Raw genomic sequence first — 19,242 nt, 5'->3', positions numbered from 1 at the left:
ACCCGCACCATTGCACACGCCCAACGTGACGTATGAAGTTAACGGTATTTCGGCGTGATCCACACGCTGCCCTGTTCATGGCTGTCAACCACGGCATCCACAAAGGCCACCCCCTTTAGCCCCTCATAGATCTGGGGAACCGCCGCGCCGATGCCACTGATTTCACGCTGGCGGTCGCGGTCGCGTAGCGCCGCAGCAAAACCGCTATAGAGATTAGTGAAGGCTTCGATATACCCTTCTGGGTGCCCTGGCGGCGTGCGGGTGCGCGCTTTGGTCAGGTCGAACAGGTCATCACGCCCACGTTTGATGGTTTGGGTGTACCCTGCCAGCGGCGTGTAGATCAGCTCATTAGGCTGCTCCTGGAACCAGCACAAACTCCCGGTTTCGCCAAAGACCCGCAGGCGCAGGGAATTTGAGCAACCGATCGCCACCTGTGAAGACCACAACAGACCGCGTGCACCCCCTTCATAACGCATCATGACGTGGGCGTTGTCGTCCAGCGCCCGACCTTCCACAAAGGTTGCCAGATCGGCCATGACGCTTTCGACTTTCAGCCCGGAGACATACCCCGCGAGGTGATAGGCGTGCGTACCAATATCACCAATCGAGCCTCCCCGGCCATTTTTCTTTGGATCAACACGCCATGCCGCTTGTTGGTTGTTCAACTCGACGCCGGTTGCCATCCACTCAAGGGGATATTCCACCTGCACCGTGCGGACTTTCCCGATTAAGCCTTCCGCCACCCGATTACGGGCTTCCATAATCATCGGGTAGCCCGAATAGGTGTAAGTCACTCCAAGGAAGCCCCCCGTACTGCGCACCACTTCATTCAGGGCTTCGGCGTCATCCAGCGTTGTCGTCAGCGGTTTTTCACAGATGACGTCAATGCCCGCTTCCAGAAAAGCGCGGGCAATCGGGAAGTGAGTAAAATTCGGCGTACAGATCGCCACCACATCAACGCCATCTTCACGCGCCGTTTCCCCGGCAATCATCGCCTGATAATCGTTATACGAGCGATCCGCCGCGATGTAGTTCTGCGCCGCAAAGGCGTGACCGCGCTCAGCGTTGACATCAAATGCACCCGCAACCAGCTCATATTCATTATCCAGACGCGCGGCAAACCGGTGTATTCCGCCAATGTAAGCGCCTTCTCCCCCGCCGATCATCCCTAAACGAATCCGACGTCCCTGCAATGATGACTTGACCATGATCCTCTCCTTATATACCCAGAATTTTTTTGTTCAGTGAACGATCGGCGTAGGACTTACAGAAATCATCAAATGACTTTCCGGTCACCCGAATAATGTGTTCATCAATAAACTGCGCACCTTCGCGCGCGCCATCTTCCGCATTTTTAAAGCAGCACTCCCACTCCAGCACCGCCCAGCCATCAAAGCCGTAGCCGGTAAGCTTCGAGAAAATAGCGCCAAAGTCAGTCTGACCATCGCCAGGTGAACGGAAGCGGCCTGCGCGGCGAGTCCAGGGCTGATAACCGCCGTAAGCGCCGGTTTTGCCATCCGGGCGGAACTCGGCGTCCTTGACGTGAAACGCCTTAATACGCTCGTGGTAGTGATCGATGTAGGTCAGATAATCGATGCCCTGAAGCACCAGATGGCTGGGGTCATACATCATGTTGCAGCGCGCGTGATTGCCGCTTTTCTCCAGGAAACGCTCAAAAGTCAGGCCATCATGCAGATCCTCCGTCGGGTGGATTTCGTAGCACAGGTCGATACCCTGCTCATCAAAGGCGTTCAAAATCGGTGTCCAGCGGCGAGCCAGCTCGTCAAACCCCTCTTCAATCAGCCCTTCCGGCCATTGCGGGTAGGGATAAAGGTAGGGCCACAGCAGCGTCCCGGAGAACGTCACGTGTTTCGTCAGACCCAATCTGCGTGAGGCTTTTGCGGCCAGATAGAGCTGTTCCGTCGCCCAGGCCTGGCGCGCCTCGGGATGACTGCGCACTTCTGCCGGGGCAAAGCTATCCGCCGGGAGATCAAAAGCCGGATGCAGTGCAACCAGTTGCCCTTGCAGATGGCTGGCAAGGTCAGTCAGAGTGAGATCGTGTTCACTCAGCACCCCCAAAACCTCATCTGCATAGGTTTGGCTCTCTGCCGCTTTACGCAGATCGATAAGTCGGGTGTCCCAGCTGGGGATCTCCACCCCTTTAAACCCTTTTTCTGCCGCCCAACCCGCCATCCCTGCCAGAGTGTTAAAAGGCGCACTGTCTCCAGCAAACTGGGCCAGAAAAACGCCAGGTCCTTTAATTGTCTTCATAACTTCTCCAGATTGAAAAAAATGCACCTGCTACTTCACAGGTGCGAAGGACACAGATAAAAAACGGTTTTAGGGAGTCATAAATTTCTGGTAATTCTGCGGGGTCACTAACTGGAACGGAATAAAGTTAATATCTTTCAACTTTTCGCCTTTCGCCGCTTGCTCAGCCATATCCACTGCGTCAAAGGCCTGAGACTTCGCATCCTGGAATACTGTCACCGTCAATAAACCGGTTTTAATTGCCTGCAAGCCATTAGGCCCACCATCAGTGCCGCCGACCAGAATATCTTTACCTACGGTCAATCCATTACTTTTAATCGCCATCGCCGCGCCAATGGCCATTTCGTCAGCATTCGCGGAAAGAATGTCAATTTTATCCCCCGTCAGAATCCAGTTATTCATCAGGTTCATTCCGTCTTCACGCATCCATTTGGCGGTGTCTTCCAGAATCACATGCATATTGGGATGTTGGGCAATGACCTCTTTAGCACCCTGCGTTCTGAAGCGGGTCGCATCATTGCTGAGCAGACCTTTCATAATCGCAACGTTGACGCTTTTACGGTCTTTCACCATTTCGGCGAGATAGCCCATTTGTAAGCGCCCGGCTTCAATTTCATCACTGCCGATATAGCTGACACCGTCGCCCATTTTTGAGTCAGAGGGCATCCGGTTCAGATAGATAAGCGGTATTTTGGCCTTGCGTGCCGCGTCAGACATATTTTTCGTTCCCTGAGTGTCAACAGGGTTAACAATAATGACATCCACTTTGGCATTAATAAAACTTTGCACCTGGCTTAACTGTTTATCCACCGCACCTTGTCCATCTTCAAATTGCAGTTTCATATCCGGGTATTGTTTAGCATGCTCAATTAAGTATCCCCGAAGGCGAGAAAGGAAAACATCATCCATTTGTGCAATGCTGACCCCCACCTGGGTGGCAAACACAGAGGGACTTAACGATATTAACGTCAAACAGAGTAAGATTAACTTCTTCATGATAGCCTTCCACAATAGTCGTGAGTATCAGCGTTACGCTGAGTAAGTAATTTTATTATTTACTGCTATTACGTAGGGTTTACTGCTATTGCCAATATGGCAGCGCTTCGATGTTATTAAACATAGAAAGCGCTGCTTTATATTGTTTCGTTAATAATGTCGAAGAACTCAATAAATGTTTTACATCAACGCCGTGTTACAACCTGATCCAACTCCGCTCACGCGATGACACCAAAGCGGCATCCACCAGCCGCTGAATTTCATAGGCTTCTTTGAAGTCCGGTCCAGCGGCTTTGCCGCTCGCGATAGACTGAATAAACTCCAGCATCTCAATGGTTTTGAGATCGTTAAAGCCAATCTGGTGCCCTGCCGCCGGACAAAACAGGTTATAGGGGGCATGCTCCGGGCCTGCGACGATGGTGCGGAAACCGTTCAAATCTTCTCTGTCACCCGCCTGATACCACTGCAATTCGTTGAAACGTTCCTGATTGAAAATCAACGAACCGCGAGTCCCCGTAATTTCAAACCCAAGCTGCATCTTATGGCCTGATGCCACCCAGTTAGCCTCAATCTGCCCGGCACAACCCCGCGCAAACTTGACGGTAAGGCGGGCAATATCATCCACCTCGACGGCTTTCAGCTGCGTAGCACCGGCACTTTCAGGACGGGCTTTTACCACGGTATCCAGATCGGCAAAAATCTCACTGATGGGGCCGAGCATAAAACGCGCCATGCCCAGAATATGGCTCCCCAGATCGGCCACCGCGCCAGCGCCCCCAGAAGGATCCAGTCGCCAGGACCAGGGGACTTGAGGGCTGGTCATAAAGTCTTCTGCATGGATGCCGCGAAAACCGGTTATGTCGCCAAGTTCTCCGTCCGCAATCATCTGCTTAGCCCGCTTAAGCAACGGATTTTTGATGTAGTTAAACCCGACCTGGGTGATGACCCCGGCTTTTTCTGCGGCCCGATACATCTGCTCGGCAATCTCCCCATTGGGTGCCAGCGGTTTTTCACAGTGCACGTGTTTACCCGCCGCAATCGCCGCCAGTGATTGCTCCGCATGGAAGCGATTGGGTGATGTAATGGAAATCACATCAATTTCGGGGTCTTCAATCAGGTCCTGCCAGCGGGTAGCCCAGCGCTGAAACCCAAACTGGCTCGCGGCATTCTCAGCCGCTTCGCCATTGATATCCGCCACACTCACTAATACCGGCTGAATCTCACCGGAAAATGAAGCGGCAGCTCGCCACGCCATGGCGTGGGATTTGCCCATAAAACCTGTACCTATCAGTCCAATCCCCAGCTTACGCATCCTTCGCTCCTTCATTCAGTTTCACTACCGCGTGAGTATCAGCCGACAGCTGTGCGGCATCCGCCAGACGCAACGCCTGGCAACCATCAAACACCGTGGTCGGCAGCGCTACGCCTTCCTTAATTGCAGAGATAAAGGCTTCCATTTCCAGGCGATAGGCGTCGGTATAACGCTGCATAAAGAAGTTGAGCAACGGACCGCGCGTTTCCGTTTCCTGCGCGCTGTAATGACGTACCGTGGTTTCGCGCAGGTTGTCATTCAGTAACATACCGGCTGAACCAAATACCTCCAGACGTTGGTCATAGCCATAGACAGCCTGACGACTACAGTTGATCTGGCATTGCTTGCCGGATGCGGTACGCATTTGCACCATGACGGTGTCGTAGTCACCAAGTGCTTCAAGTTCGGGTTCAAACAGACGGCTGCCCACGGCAAAGACTTCGGTTGGCTCTTCGCCAAGGATCCAGCGCGCCAGGTCAAAATCATGGATCACCATATCGCGGAAGATCCCCCCAGAGGTTTCCAGATAGCCCATCGGTGCCAGCCCCGGATCACGACTGGTAATAATGACCTGATGCAGATCGCCAATATCGCCGCGCTGAATGCGCTGTTTGATCTCGGCAAAGCCCGGATCGAAGCGGCGATTAAAACCGAGCATCACTTTTTTACGTTGCTCGCCCAGCGCCTTATCTGCGGCGAGCGCTTTATGAATATCGAGATCCACTGGTTTTTCGCACAGCACCGCTTTACCTGCTTTGGCCGCAGCCAGCATCAGTTCAACGTGGGTGTGCGTGGGTGTGCCAATGACTACCGCATCAATATCCGGATGATTAATGGCTTCCAGCGGGTCGGCAATTGCCGTACCACCCCAGGTAGCCGCGAGCGCTTGCGCGTTGCTGATAAAAGGATCGGCAATAGTGACAAGCGTAGCATCTTTATGTCGTGCCACGTTTGCCGCGTGCACGTGACCGATACGACCGGCACCAAGAATGGCGACTCTGATCATGACTCTCTCCAGGTAACAGGGGTTCTTATTTTTAGGGTAGTTGGCTCATCAGGTTCTGGAGTGCCAGCACCTGCTTATTCACCACCAGCGTGTCGTCGAGCTGGCCATTAAAGTAATCCACAATATTGGTCGCGGCGGAGACGGACATCCGCATCGCTGCCTCTTCCGTTAACCCTGCCGAGTGCGGGCTAAGAATCAGTCGGTCGCTCTGCGCGAGCAGTGCATCACTCAGATTTGCTGGCTCTGCCTTGAGCACATCAAGACCGGCCCCACCCAGCTGATTGTTCGCCAGCGCCTGTGCCAGCGCATCTTCATCAACAATGCCGCCACGCGCGGTATTAATTAAGAACGCGCCAGGTTTCATCATGGCTAACTCCGTTTTGCCAATCAGCGGCTTCTCCCCGCTCAGTGGCAGATGTACCGTGACGGCATCCGCTGCTGCCAGCCCCTGATGAATATCGATAACGCGTTCAACGCTCTGCGCGTTAAACACGTCATCAGGCAGATACGGATCATAGGCCATCACTTGCATACGGAAGCTCTGCGCCAGCCGCGCGACTTCACGCCCGATACGACCAAAGCCCAAAATGAACAGCTTGCGATGCGCAATCTCAACCGCCGAAAAGGTATTGCGACGGTTCCACTCATTGGCCCGGATGCCGTTATCAAACCAGGTCACACGCTTTGCCAGGGCCAGCAGCAGCGTTAGCGTGTGCTCCGCCACCGAGAGTGAATTAACATCGCCCACAATGGTCAGCGGGATGTTGCGCTCGTTCAGCGCGTTAATATCCACCGAGTCATAGCCCACACCATGGCGGGAAACGATCTTAAGCTGCGTTGCGCTGGCAATCTCTTTTGCCGTCATCGGCTGTGTGCGGATCAGCAGTGCGTCAGCCTGGGGTAAATGCGGTGCATAGCTTTCAACGCTGACTTCGGGAACCAGAGTCACGTTAAAGCCCGGCGCGTTGCGAAGGATCTCCAGCCCCGCCGCATGAATCTTTCCAGCCACCAGTACATTTGGCATATCAGTAGCCCCCGGTCTGTGCTGCGTGTTTTTCCGCGGATTTCCCCTCACTCAGCGCGCGGAATTGTTGCACGCTGGCGGACGCCGACTGACGTAACAGCTGCACGTCATTAGACACGGTGACTAAATCAAAGCCCCACTCCACCGCATTAGCCGCATAAGTGGCCGTACCGTTGTGCAGTCCGGCTTTTTTTCCCGCGCGATGTGCCACCGTCACGATGTGTTTAATCGCTTCAACCATTTCCGGTTCATCACGGTCAAAACCGGTGCGGTATTTGCGTCCGGTCAGGCCTAAGGTCAGATCGGCGGGACCGATATAAACGCCGTCCAGGCCCGGCGTGGCGACAATCGCTTCCAGATTGTCAAACGCTTCAGCGGTTTCAATCATGGCGAAACACACCACATGGTCATCGGCGTATTGCCCATAATCGGCCCCTTCAGCAACAGAAACGCGGGTTGGCCCAAAACTCCGACTGCCGGTCGGCGGGTAGCGCACACAGGAGACTAACTGCTGCGCCTGCTCTGCCGTGTTCACCATCGGGCAGATCACGCCCCATGCCCCGGCATCCAGAGCCTTCATGATAATGCCCGGCTCCAGCCAGGGTACGCGCACCATCGGTGCAACGCCGCTGGCGCGCATCGCCTGCAACATGCTTTTTGCCTCGTCGTAGCCCACAAACCCGTGCTGTAAATCAATGGTCAGCGAGTCATAACCCTGCTGGGCCATGATTTCTGCGCTAAAAGCGTTTGCAATACTGAGCCAGCCGTTCAGCACCGGTTTGCCCGCCTGCCAGCATGATTTAATGTTGTTGAGTTTCATCCCTGCTCCTTACACCACAATCTGGGCCAGTTTGACGTTCATATAGTCGTGAAGGCCTTCACTGCCGCCCTCACGCCCCATGCCACTCGCCTTGATGCCACCGAAAGGCACTTCCGCTGCCGCCAGCGCATAGCTGTTGATGCCGACCATGCCCGCTTCAAGTTTTGTCACGGTTTCACGAATCCGGGCGGGATCGCGCGTAAAGGCATACGCCGAGAGCGCAAAGGCGGAGTTATTCACGCGAGCCCAGAGGTCTTCATGGTCAGAAAACGAGGTAATGGCCGCAATCGGACCAAAATTTTCTTCGGCAATCGCCAGCGCATCATCGGGAACATCGGCCAGTACGGTAGGGGCATAGAAATAGCCCCCGTGGAGGTCAATACGATGTCCACCACTGACGACTTTCGCGCCTTTAGCTCGCGCATCAGCCACAATCGTTTCAATCGCCTGTAAGCGGCGTGGGTTGATGAGGGGTCCCATGGTAACGCCATCATCCTGCCCATAACCCACGGTTATCTGGCGCGCGCGCTGGGCAAATCCTTCGACGAACGCCGCATAAAGGGATTCATGAACATAGAAGCGATCGCAAGTTACGCAGACCTGTCCGCAGTTGGCGAATTTGGTGGCGACCGAGAGATCGAGCGCTTTTTCCACATCGGCATCCTCGTAAACAATCACCGGTGCGTTACCACCTAGCTCCATACTGAGCCGTTTAACGGTGTCGGCAGAATCGCGGATCATTTGCTGGCCTAGCTGTGTAGAGCCAGTGAGCGACACTTTTTTCACCACCGGTGAGCTGATTAACGGTTCGTAAGTCTCCGCCGTTGGGCCCACCACCAGATTTGCTACCCCTGCCGGAATGCCCGCTTTGCGCAGGCATTCAAATACCATCATCGCCGAGCCTGGTACCTCACTGGAGGGGCGAAGGACCACGGTACAGCCTGCTGCAAGGGCCGGTGCAAGTTTACGTGCGACCAAAACCACCGGGAAATTCCAGGCGGTGAAGGCCGCAACCACCCCTACTGCCTCATGCGTCACTTCAAAGCGCCCCCCCGGCACACGACTCTCGACGACACGGCCATAAATGCGGCGTGCCTCTTCGGCATACCAGACGAACTGATCAACCGAGAGTTCCCATTCACGCTTTGCCTGTGCCAGCGGCTTTCCGCTCTCTTGAGAAATCACCACTGCCGCTTCGGCACTGGCAGCAACCATCTCACGGGCCACCGCCTGCAATAAGTCAGCACGGGCCCAGGCTTGAGTATGTTTCCAGCTCTCCAGTGCTGTTTCTGCTGCGCTCAGTGCGGCTAGCGTATCTTCAGTGGAAGCCGATGGGATCGATCCCAGCAGTTTGCCATTGCCTGGATCGCTGACATGAATGGGCTCCTTACCCTTACCGTGGCACCACTTGCCACCAATGAACTGTCCAAAATTGTCGTAGATCATGTATTACCCCTTTGGCATCTGTGTCTGGCCAGGCGCTTAATCCCTGACCTGCATGACAACGGCTTGCGACCCTTTTCGTTCAGACTAAAAAGTCATCGCATCGCACTGATGTTTGCAATATTAGGATCACAGCAATAAAAATTGCAATCAGAGAACTTTTCACCAAACCCAGAAAGGGAGAGCTAATAAGTTTGATTAATTTCAACAAGTTAAATTGCAATGACGTGCAACAATCCCCTTGAAGGGAAAAATTTAAAATGAAATTCTTCGAGTCGAATCACAAAAATCGTGAAGAAATTTTCCTCTGGTACGTCGAATGCGTTAGAACTAATTGCATTACAGAGTTGGCTGCAATTTTTATTGCGGATACTATCTGAGACCGATACAGGGATTGCTTTAGGGGTATGTCGACATGACGAAAGAGAGCAAAGCTAAGCCAACCGAGAAACCATTGCCGCACGACACCTATGAGCAGGTGGTGGATGAAATTACCAAACACTACCCAAAACTCTCAGAGCGTCACAAACAGGCCGCGCGCTATATCACCCAGAACCCCAACACCGTGGCGCTGGAGTCCATCAACGCAGTGGCAGCGAAGTGTGGTTTACATCCTTCCGTGCTGGTGCGGTTTGCTCAGGTGTTTGGATACAGCGGGTTCAAGCAGATGCAAAGCGTGTTTCAGTCACGTCTGGCGACCGCAGCACCGGGCTACAACGAACGGATCAATGCCCTCGAAGCGGATTTGCAGAAAAACGAAGAGAAAGGCAGTGCGGGCTTCTTGCAGAGTCTGGTGATTCGCGATATCGCCACGTTGCAAGAGCTGCTGCAGAATATTACCGGTGCCGAGCTGGATCAGGCCGCAGAACTCCTCAAAGCCGCCGATACCATCTACATCATTGGTCAGCTGCGCTCTGAGCCCGTGGCGATGCTACTGCGTTACCTCTTTACCATGTTGAATCGCCGTGTCGTGCTGCTGGATGCTGCCGGTGGCCTGGCACCGCAAATGGCAAAAAATATGCGTGATAACGATATGCTGTTCGCCATTTCGTTCCGCCATTATGCCAAAGAGGTGATTGCCATTGCCGATGAAGTACATGCCCGGGGATTACCGATCATTGCCATCACCGACAGCAATCTGTCGCCTTTGGCGAAACACGCTCAGGTGCTGTTTACCGTGCCAGAAGAAGAGTACAGCTTCTCCCGTTCCCTCGCGGCACCGGTTTGCCTGGCACAGAGTATTGCGATGGCGTTAGCAGCCGCACTGCATCCAGAAAAAGCACCGCCGCGCATTGAAACCCTGACAGAGCGAGAACAACGCACAGAGACTTCGCGTAAACGTGTTCGCGCCTGATTAAAAGGTGGTTATTTTTCCCCTCACGGGGAGGGATAACTGCAAGCAAAATTTGCAACTTTTATTGCCATAACAATTTATTGGCAAATAACGTTGTAGATTGAAACCCAGATGCTGTTATTGGCGTCCCGTGAAAGTGAGTGACATTATGGCTACGATTCGTTGCACAACCGCTCAGGCAATTGTTCGCTACCTGAGCAATCAATTTACGGAAGTTGACGGGAACAGGGTTCCACTGTTTCCCGGGGTCTATGGAATTTTTGGCCACGGCAACGTGACCTGTCTGGGCGAAGCACTGGAAGCCGCACAGGATACCTTGCCCACATGGCGTGGTCAGAATGAACAGTCAATGGCGTTTGCGGCGGTGGGTTTTGCCAAAGCGATGGTACGACGTCAAATCATGGTGGTTACCGCTTCCATCGGACCCGGCACCACCAACTTACTCACCGCTGCGGGTGTCGCGCACACCAGCCGCCTTCCTGTTCTGATGATTTGTGGCGACAGTTTTGCCCGCCGGGTGCCAGACCCGGTCATGCAACAGGTTGAACATTTCAACGATCCAACGCAGACCGTCAATGATGCCTTCAAGTCGGTTTCACGCTATTGGGATCGCATCACCTGGCCTGAACAGATCCTCTCGTCATTGCCACAGGCAGTGGCTACCCTGCTCGATCCAGGTGACTGCGGCCCGGCCTTTATTGGCGTGTGCCAGGATGTGCAAGAGATGGCGTACGATTACCCGGAAGCCTTCTTCCAACCGCGTCTGCACACCATGCCGCGCCCTCGCCCGGATGTGCAGTTGTTGGAGCGAGCGAAAGAGTGCCTGCTGCGTGCGAAGCGCCCACTGATTATTTCTGGTGGCGGCGTGCGTTATTCGCAAGCTGAAGCCGCGCTGGAACAGTTTGCCCAGGCACACGGCATCCCCGTAGTGGAAACCATCGCTGGCAAAGGGGCCTTTACCCACGATCACCCTCTGCACATGGGGCCGATCGGTATTCTGGGCTCAACCTCCGCGAATGAACTGGCGGGCAACGCCGACGTCATTATCGCCGTCGGGACGCGTCTGATGGATTTCGTCACCGGCTCATGGACGGTGTTTAGTGAGAACGCACAGTTTATTGCCCTGAATGCCGCACGCTTCGATGCCCACAAACATCGTGCTATTCCACTGGTGTGTGACGCGCGAGAAGGGCTTAACGAACTCAACCGCGTGCTGGGCAACTGGCAAGCCGATTACGCCTGGCTAGAGCGGGGGCGCAAAGCCTTTGCGGGCTGGAATGAACTGATAGCAACCCGCCAGGAGAGAACCTCGACAGATGGCGCGCCAACCTATGCGCAGGTGATTGGCGTGGTCAATGCGCAGGCTGCACCAGAAGATTACATCATCAGCGCGGCGGGCGGTTTACCGGGTGAGCTGGTAAAAGGCTGGAAGGTCAAAAATCCAGGCACCTTTGATTGTGAATTTGGCTTCTCCTGTATGGGCTATGAGCTTTCGGCTGGATGGGGCGTTGCCATGGCAGAACAAGACCGTGATGTCTTTGTCATGATCGGTGACGGCACCTACATGATGATGAATTCCGACATTTACTCCAGCGTCCTTTCGGGACACAAATTCATCTTACTGGTGTGTGATAACGGCGGTTATGCCGTTATCAACCGCCTGCAAAATGCCAAAGGCGGAGCATCATTTAACAACCTGCTGAAAGACTGCCGCGTCAAAGAGCCTTTCCACGTTGATTTTGTCGCAAACGCGCAATCCATGGGCGCACTGGCACGTAAAGTCGCCTCTCTTGACGAACTTCAGGACGCCATTGTCTGGGCGAAAGGCAATGATCGCACCACGGTAATTTGTATCGATACCCATCCGTTTGACTGGACGCCGGGGGATGCCTGGTGGGATGTGGGCGTACCGGAAGTCAGTGCGCGTGAGAGTGTCAATCAGGCCCGCGAAGAACACATCGCCGGGCGTAAAAATCAGCGTGTCGGTATTTAACAGGAGTGACAAAGATGCTTAAGGCCAAACTCGGTATTGCACCTATTGCCTGGTCCAACGATGACCTGCCACAACTGGGGGGAGACACCCCGTTATCCATTTGCCTGTCGGAGAGCCATCAGGCGGGATTTCAGGGGGTCGAGACCGGCGGTAAATTTCCCAAAACCAGTGAAGCGCTCAAACCTTTGCTGAAAGAGTACCAGCTGGAGCTGGTTTCCGGCTGGTACTCCGGCACCCTGCTGGATAACACCCTTGAGGATGAGATCAACCAGGCACTGCCGCAATTGCAGTTGTTTAAAGCGTGCGGAGCGGCATGTCTGGTTTACGGTGAGACTGCGGGGACGATCCAGAACCAACAACAGATCCCATTATCTCAGCGTCGCCGGTTAACCGATGAACAGGTCCGGGCCTACGGTGAGAAACTGTCACAGTTCGGCAAGTTCTGCGCAGATTATGGCGTGCCTCTCGCCTTTCACCACCATATGGGCACGGCAATCGAAGATGAACATGATATTGACCGGTTGATGGCGGTCACCACCAAAGAGGTGGGATTGCTGTTTGATGCGGGACATCTGGTGTTTGCCGGGGTCGATCCCCTCAGCATCCTGAAAAAGCACGGTGCGCGCATTAACCACGTACACACCAAAGATGTCAGGAGAGAGGTGCTGTCATCGTTAGACTGGAATAAAGACAGCTTCCTCGATGCGGTACTCAAAGGCGTGTATACCGTGCCAGGGGATGGGATGATCGACTTTGAAGAAATCACCAGAACGCTGGCTGCATTAGAGTATCAAGGCTGGTTTGTTGTCGAAGCTGAGCAAGACCCCGCCAAAGCACCGCCACTTAAATATGCCCGTATTGGTCATAGCACGCTGCAAAAAGCGCTGAAAGCCGCGGGATACACACTTGTAGAAGGAAGGTTGTCATGAGTCAGTTCGCAGGAAAAGTCGCCGTTGTCACCGGCGGAACGCAGGGGCTGGGTGCCGCTATTGCACGTCATTTTGCGCAAAATGGCGCAGCGGGTGTGGTCATTTGTGGTCGTAACGCCGCTAAAGGTAAAGCGATTACCGCGCAGTTAAATGCTGAGGGTGCTGCGCGCGTTGAATTTGTTCAGGCAGACCTGTCCTCAGTAGAGGATTGCCGTAATGTCATCGCCACCACCGATGAGATCTTCAAACGGGTCGATATTCTGGTGAATGCCGGGGGGATGACCGATCGCGGAACGATTCTGGATACCGAGCCCGAACTGTTCGACCAAATGTTCGCCACCAACGTACGCGGCCCCTTTTTCCTGATGCAGGAGACCATCAAAGTGATGCGCCGCGAGAACATTGAGGGCAGCATCGTCAATATCTGTTCGATGTCAGCCCTCGCGGGTCAGCCTTTTATTGCCGCATATTGCTCTTCCAAAGGGGCATTAGCCACCCTGACGCGCAATACGGCTTATGCCCTGCTGCGCAACCGCATTCGGGTCAATGGACTCAATATTGGCTGGATGGCCTCGGAAGGCGAAGATCGTATTATGCGCACCTATCACGGTGCAGAAGAGAACTGGCTGGAAAAAGCCGCAGCGGAACAGCCGTTTGGGCGACTGATCTCGCCGGAAGAGGTCGCTCGCGCAGTCGCGTTTCTTGCCAGCACAGAGTCCGGCCTGATGACTGGCTCCATCGTCAATTATGATCAGACCATCTGGGGTGCTTACGACCAGGCTGATACACCGGATGCGCCACTGTAATTAAAACTGCCCGCAACCGGCCTGCTGTTGCAAGCGGGTTGCGGTATGTTCACTCACTTGCTGTGATGAGGACAGGATGAATATTCAACAACTCAGTGAGATACACTATTTCTATACGTGCTTTTTAGCCAAAATACGCAAAGTCGAGACCCTGTACATTTATCGGGATAAATCAGAAGAAGAGAAAAAAACGGAGCTATTGAACTGGTTAATACGTCACAAAACCTTAAAAACGTTTGGTGACAGCGTTCGCCATGAAATTTTCCACATGCTCGAACTGGTCTCATCAGAGAATACGCACGCGCTGGAAACCAAAATTGGCAACTTAGAGCATAACTGTAAAAGAATCCATGTTGAGCTGGAAAGAGAAGCCCTACGCGAGCGCCCCATGTTCATTAAAAATACCCTAATCCAGTCCCTTTAAAAGAAAGGCAATCAGAGCACGCTAGCGCCAAATTAATCCCGACTTTCTCTCCCTCCAGGTAAAACACCACGAGGCACCATGCTCAGACGAATAATTCAGCATAAATACATTATGCTGAATTTATTTCAGTCGGCAGCAATGCGTGTGCGGATTCAGTTAATCAGTTGGCATCCACAATGACATAGACTTTACGCATAATACTCTCTATCACCCACAGCCCTTCGGTATTTTCGGCAAAGAACAGGGCGTCTCCGGGACGGAAGTAGACAGGTTCCTCACCATCCGGCGTGAAGCTGCCTTCCCCTTGCAGAATATGCATGATCTCTGCCTGTTTGATAACACGGCGATAGCTTCCTGCTGTACATTCAAATATCCCGGTATTGACACTTTCTTTGCCCGGAATAACCACTTTCTTACCTGAAAGTGCAATGACCGGTGAGCCAGATACCCCCTCCATATCCCCGCGAGCGTCGATCTGATCGGTGGTTGCAGCCTGTGCAATTTTCTGTACTTTCATTGACATTATCCCAATATTTACGCGAGTAGGCCTGGCTATGGAAATTAGCCAGGATTGTTTGTGCATCAAAAAACAAGTGTCGAGCGCCAGAGGGCGTTATTGAAATTAACCTAACTCTCTGGCCACAACGCCACTGAACCACTTAATCCCGTAAGGGATCAGGTCATCATTAAAATCAAAACGAGGATGATGCAGTGGATAGCCAGGCGCAGAACCTAGCCATAAATAAGCGCCGGGTTTTTCCTGCAACATAAAGGCGAAATCTTCGGATGTCATCGCCGGATAAGGAGCAATTGCCGCTTTCAGACCGGCATCACTGGCGGCCTGGAGCGCCAGATGGGCTTCAGCCTCACTGTTGATAGTTGCGGGGTAATAGCGCGTGTATTTCACCTCGGCGGCTAACCCATGTGCCGCCGTGATGTGCTCTGCTAGTTGTTTCACCCGACCTTCAATCAGGTCCTGCACTTGCGGACTGAATGTGCGCACTGTGCCGGTTATCTCCGCTTTTGCCGGGATCATGTTATGTGAAGAGCCACCCTGAATGCGGGCGACAGTCAGCGTAGCCGCTTCGCAAGGATGAATGGCTCTCGCCACTATGGTATTCAATTGCACCACCAGCTCACTGGTCGCCAGTAAAGTATCGCGCGAGAGATGGGGCTGTGCAGCATGGCCACCCCCCCCTGAGACGGTGATATCAAAACGATCGCCCGCAGCCATAATGGCTCCGGCACGGGTTTGCGCCTCACCCAGCGGTAATTCCGGCCAGTTATGCACGGCATAAACAGCATCACAGGGGAAGCGATGAAATAGCCCGTCGTCAATCATCGCCTTCGCCCCGGCAATCCCCTCTTCCGCTGGCTGGAAGATGAAACAGACCGTACCATCAAACTGGCCTTCACGAGCCAGATACTCCGCCGCTCCCAGCAGCATCACCGTATGGCCATCATGACCACAGGCATGTGCCGCGCCAGCGTGCTGACTGCGCCAGGGCTGCTCGCTTTCATCTGCCATCGGTAAAGCATCCATATCGGCACGCAGACCAATCACGCGAGTGCCATTTCCACGTTTCAGTACGCCGACCACACCGGTTTTACCGATCCCGGTGTGAACTTCAATCCCGCAGCGGTTGAGAAACCCGGCGATGATCTCCGCCGTTCTGAACTCGTGGTAGCCCAACTCCGGATGCGCATGTAAGTCGCGACGTAGTTCAATCAAAGAGGTCAATGCCATCTTCATTCCTTGCGATAATCAGTAAGTTGCTCAGAGCAGCCGGCTTAGCTGCTCGCGAGTTCCGCCGTCACCAGGGGTTACAGCATGCCTGGCACATTCAGTGCACTGCCATCAACCAACCGGCTGTAGCGATAAGGGGTTGGGTCTACAATCGGGTTGTCTTCAACGGCCAGATCGGCAGCCAACCGCCCTGCGCCAGGGCCAATACCAAAACCATGGGCGCTGTAGCCCGCCGACAAAATCAAACCGGGCAGCGCGTCAACTTTAGAGATCACCGGAATGGCATCTGGCGTACTGTCGATCATGCCGCCCCACGCCTGCGAGACCTTCAGTCCCGCCAGCGCCGGGTACTCTTTCTGCATTTCGGCTAAGCCCTGCTGCACGATGCGCGGGTCTGCATCCGGGTCCAGAATACGGCTCTGCTCGAAGGGGGAAACCTTGTCAAAGTCCCAGCGGGCAAAAGCTTCCGGACCTTTGAAAAAGGGTTTCAGCCCCAGATTCACCTCAAGGTTTGCCCGCCGACTTTTGAACGTTGGATAAAACTGACGTGCATAACGCAGCCCCTGAGCACCAGGTTCAACCCTGCCTTTTCCAGTGACCGAGACGGTATAGCTGCCGTCCATCTGCGGGCGACAGGCGAATTTTTTGGTGAAGAGTGGAACAGCAATAGCCTGCGCGATGGGATGGGTACGGAACGCGGTTCCGATGACGTTGCCCAGCGGCAGCGCAATACCGTGGCGACGGCAGAACATGGATGTCCAGGCGCCAGCGGCACAAATGACACGGTGGGTTTTAATCAGCCCGCGTTCGGTCCAGACACCACTGACTTTACCTGCCGCAATATCCAGGCCACGCACAGCGCACTGCTGAAACACCAATGCACCGTGACGCTGAGCCGCGATCGCCAGACCCGGAGCCGCAAGGCGAGGCTCAGCATGCCCATCCGTCGGGGAGGAAACACCCCCCAGCCATTGGGTTTTTCCTCCGGGCGTCATGGCGCGAATTTGCTCTGCCGTCAGAACATCACTCTGCACACCATACTGGCGCGCCATCTGCTTCCACTTTTCCCAGCTTTCAATATCGCTTTGATCCTGGGTAGCATAGATCAACCCAGTACGACGAAAACCTAGCTCTTCTCCCGTCTCCTCCTTGAGTTCCCCCCAGCGCTCCAGCGCATGAATAATTAACGGCAGTTCACGTTCATCCCGGTTTTGCTTACGGCACCAGCCCCAGTTGCGGCTCGACTGCTCAGCACCCACCAGCCCTTTTTCGAGTAAGACCACTTTATGGCCTTTACGGGTTAACTCCCATGCCGCAGCGGCACCGGCAATACCGGCACCAATAATCACGACATCGGCGGAATCGGGAAAGAATGCACTGTCCTGGACATAGCGAATCGGTGCAGGCATAGCGTTTACCTCAAGTTGGTTAATATCAGGCTGAGAGCCAGGCAAATTCATGAAAGCGATAGCCCATCACCATCCCTGATGGCCAGGACTCTAGCCCCTTCAGCTTCTTGCTGTAGCCATCAATCATGCTGACAAAGCAAGGGATAAGCGTGCCGGACTGGTTGTAAATCATTTCCTGGATGTCACCGTACATCTGCTTGCGCCTGGCTTGATCGCTTTCCCCCCGCGCCGCCACCACCAGTTGGTCGAACTGAGGGTTATTCCAGTGACATTCATTGTTCGAAGCGTTGGCGAGGTAGAACTGCGAGAGCAGCATGTCGATGGTGGGCCGTGGGTTAATTGAACCGTAGCCCACTGCATCTTTGGTCCAGTGGGTTGACCAATAGCCATCATTAGGCACGCGGCGCAGGTTAAAATTCAGCCCGGCCCCCCGGGCGATTTGCTGGATCATCAGGCTGGCCTCGACGGAAGCCTGAATGCCCGGCATCGTCACCAGTTCAACCGTTGCCCCTGTCATACCCGCCTTTTTCACGTGATATTTGGCTTTATCGATATCGATAGGCCTGGGGGGAAGATCCTTGCGGTAATAGGGATTCCACGGGGTAAATGGTGTGTCATTGGCAATATCGCCATAGCCCTGCAAGGCGGTTTTCACCATCATTTCGCGCGGTTGCAGAGACTTCATCGCCAATACAAAATCCGCGTTGTTACCGGGTTTCATATCCGCACGCAGGATAAGGTCGGTGTACATGCCCGATTTACTTTCCAGAACCCCAAACTGTTCGGTGGTCTTCAGGCGATTGGCACTTGCAGCAGATATCGAACTGACGATCATCAGGTCGCCAGACATCAGCCCATTGATACGCGCGTTATCATCAGTGATGCCTAACAGTTCCACCTCGTCCAGATGCGGCAGCCCAGGTTTGAAGTAGTTCGGGTTTTTCACGCCCACGGTCCGCATGCCGGGTGTAAACTCCTTGCACACAAATGGCCCCGTGCCAATCGCCTTGGTAAAGGTTTTGGTTCCCTCTTGCAGGATGAAAAATTGCGGGCAAGCCAGCATTGGCGGCAAATCTGCATTCGGCTGGGCGAGGACGATTTCAACCTGATGCGTATCCACTGCACGAATGGTTTTCATCTGCTCGACCAGCTTGAACACATTTGATCCCACTGCGGGATCTTTATGGCGGTTCAAAGAAAACACCACGTCGTCACTGGTCAGCGGTTTGCCATCGTGAAACTGCACGCCTTTGCGCAGATTGAAGTGCCACGTGATGTTATCGTCCGATGACCACGTCTCAGCAAGTGCCGGTTGAACGGCGTTGTGCTTATCGAGATCCAGCAAACAGCTGTAAAACATATACTGACGGGTATAGTCAGCGCTGTTGTTACTGCGCGCGGGGTCCAGCGTATCCAGGGCCGAGCCGTTAGACATTGCGGCACGCAGTTTGCCCCCCTTTACCGGGTTTTCTGCCGCCACACTCATTTCCGGGAAGCCAATCAAGCCCGTGCTCATCACCGCCCCCGCAGACAGCAGTTTCATCACACTGCGGCGCGAAAGCGACACTTCAGAGATGGCCCGGATTAAAGTCGGATTCACAGTGCCAAATTCTTTGCGAAATTTACTCATCTGCACACCCTCAACTGTATGAAAGGAAAAACAGGAAATGCGATCCCTCGCGCTGTAAAACGGTCCTGCCGCCAGGGC

At 54.0% G+C, this 19,242-nt stretch carries 17 protein-coding genes; 5 read left to right on the top strand and 12 right to left on the bottom strand.

Translation table 11 applies throughout. The features are described 5' to 3' along the window. Positions 1–38 precede the first annotated feature (38 nt). The 8 genes from F3J40_RS19915 to F3J40_RS19880 form a co-directional block, all read right to left on the bottom strand. Entirely contained in the window at positions 39–1,208 is a 1,170-nt protein-coding gene (locus tag F3J40_RS19915; RefSeq protein ID WP_205297457.1) for a Gfo/Idh/MocA family protein, read from the bottom strand. A 10-nt stretch (positions 1,209–1,218) separates the two neighbouring features. Further along, positions 1,219–2,271 carry a sugar phosphate isomerase/epimerase family protein gene (locus tag F3J40_RS19910; protein ID WP_167017431.1) on the bottom strand — a complete coding sequence of 351 codons (1,053 nt, stop codon included), beginning with the start codon at positions 2,269–2,271 and terminating at the stop codon, positions 1,219–1,221. Positions 2,272–2,340: 69 nt separating this feature from the next. Beyond that, on the bottom strand, positions 2,341–3,267 hold the full coding sequence (locus F3J40_RS19905) for a substrate-binding domain-containing protein (protein WP_167017429.1): 927 nt from the start codon (positions 3,265–3,267) through the stop codon (positions 2,341–2,343). Between the two features lie 196 nt (positions 3,268–3,463). Continuing rightward, on the bottom strand, positions 3,464–4,579 hold the full coding sequence (locus F3J40_RS19900; protein WP_167017427.1) for a Gfo/Idh/MocA family protein: 1,116 nt from the start codon (positions 4,577–4,579) through the stop codon (positions 3,464–3,466). Next, on the bottom strand, positions 4,572–5,585 hold the full coding sequence (gene iolG, locus F3J40_RS19895) for an inositol 2-dehydrogenase (protein WP_167017425.1): 1,014 nt from the start codon (positions 5,583–5,585) through the stop codon (positions 4,572–4,574). The genes F3J40_RS19900 and iolG overlap by 8 nt, the downstream gene beginning before the upstream one ends. 31 nt (positions 5,586–5,616) lie before the next feature. After that, positions 5,617–6,609, bottom strand: coding sequence for a hydroxyacid dehydrogenase (locus F3J40_RS19890; protein WP_167017423.1), 993 nt, complete (start codon positions 6,607–6,609; stop codon positions 5,617–5,619). A gap of 1 nt (position 6,610) precedes the next feature. Continuing rightward, the gene (locus F3J40_RS19885; protein WP_167017421.1) at positions 6,611–7,429 is read right to left on the bottom strand and encodes an HpcH/HpaI aldolase family protein; all 819 of its coding nucleotides are present in this window, start codon (positions 7,427–7,429) and stop codon (positions 6,611–6,613) included. Between the two features lie 9 nt (positions 7,430–7,438). Further along, on the bottom strand, positions 7,439–8,875 hold the full coding sequence (locus F3J40_RS19880) for an NAD-dependent succinate-semialdehyde dehydrogenase (protein ID WP_167017419.1): 1,437 nt from the start codon (positions 8,873–8,875) through the stop codon (positions 7,439–7,441). A 412-nt stretch (positions 8,876–9,287) separates the two neighbouring features. Here F3J40_RS19880 and F3J40_RS19875 point away from each other — a divergent pair, with 412 nt between their 5' ends. From F3J40_RS19875 to F3J40_RS19855, 5 genes are all read left to right on the top strand, one after another. Then, positions 9,288–10,226: a MurR/RpiR family transcriptional regulator gene (locus tag F3J40_RS19875; protein ID WP_167017417.1), complete on the top strand. Its 939-nt coding sequence runs from the start codon at positions 9,288–9,290 to the stop codon at positions 10,224–10,226. A gap of 148 nt (positions 10,227–10,374) precedes the next feature. After that, positions 10,375–12,219 (top strand): 3D-(3,5/4)-trihydroxycyclohexane-1,2-dione acylhydrolase (decyclizing), encoded by a 1,845-nt coding sequence (gene iolD, locus F3J40_RS19870; protein ID WP_167017415.1) that lies wholly within the window; start codon positions 10,375–10,377, stop codon positions 12,217–12,219. A 14-nt stretch (positions 12,220–12,233) separates the two neighbouring features. Then, positions 12,234–13,148, top strand: a complete 915-nt coding sequence (gene iolE, locus F3J40_RS19865; RefSeq protein WP_167017413.1) for a myo-inosose-2 dehydratase — start codon at positions 12,234–12,236, stop codon at positions 13,146–13,148. Further along, positions 13,145–13,954 (top strand): SDR family oxidoreductase, encoded by an 810-nt coding sequence (locus tag F3J40_RS19860; RefSeq protein WP_167017411.1) that lies wholly within the window; start codon positions 13,145–13,147, stop codon positions 13,952–13,954. Before iolE ends, F3J40_RS19860 begins: the two co-directional genes overlap by 4 nt. A 76-nt stretch (positions 13,955–14,030) precedes the next feature. Further along, the gene (locus F3J40_RS19855; protein ID WP_167017409.1) at positions 14,031–14,378 is read left to right on the top strand and encodes a hypothetical protein; all 348 of its coding nucleotides are present in this window, start codon (positions 14,031–14,033) and stop codon (positions 14,376–14,378) included. A 160-nt stretch (positions 14,379–14,538) separates the two neighbouring features. Here F3J40_RS19855 and F3J40_RS19850 read toward each other — a convergent pair whose 3' ends face one another. The 4 genes from F3J40_RS19850 to F3J40_RS19835 form a co-directional block, all read right to left on the bottom strand. Then, positions 14,539–14,895: a cupin domain-containing protein gene (locus tag F3J40_RS19850; RefSeq protein ID WP_167017406.1), complete on the bottom strand. Its 357-nt coding sequence runs from the start codon at positions 14,893–14,895 to the stop codon at positions 14,539–14,541. A 105-nt stretch (positions 14,896–15,000) separates the two neighbouring features. Beyond that, positions 15,001–16,125: a M20 aminoacylase family protein gene (locus F3J40_RS19845; protein WP_167017404.1), complete on the bottom strand. Its 1,125-nt coding sequence runs from the start codon at positions 16,123–16,125 to the stop codon at positions 15,001–15,003. 77 nt (positions 16,126–16,202) lie between these two features. Next, a complete protein-coding gene (locus F3J40_RS19840; protein WP_167017402.1) occupies positions 16,203–17,534 on the bottom strand; it encodes an NAD(P)/FAD-dependent oxidoreductase in 1,332 nt (443 codons plus the stop codon). A 25-nt stretch (positions 17,535–17,559) separates the two neighbouring features. Beyond that, positions 17,560–19,164 carry an ABC transporter substrate-binding protein gene (locus F3J40_RS19835; RefSeq protein WP_167017399.1) on the bottom strand — a complete coding sequence of 535 codons (1,605 nt, stop codon included), beginning with the start codon at positions 19,162–19,164 and terminating at the stop codon, positions 17,560–17,562. Positions 19,165–19,242 lie beyond the last annotated feature (78 nt).

The organism is Candidatus Pantoea multigeneris, from assembly GCF_011752615.1.
GTDB classification, from domain to species: domain Bacteria; phylum Pseudomonadota; class Gammaproteobacteria; order Enterobacterales; family Enterobacteriaceae; genus Pantoea; species Pantoea multigeneris.
This window is presented reverse-complemented; position numbering and strand designations above follow the sequence as displayed.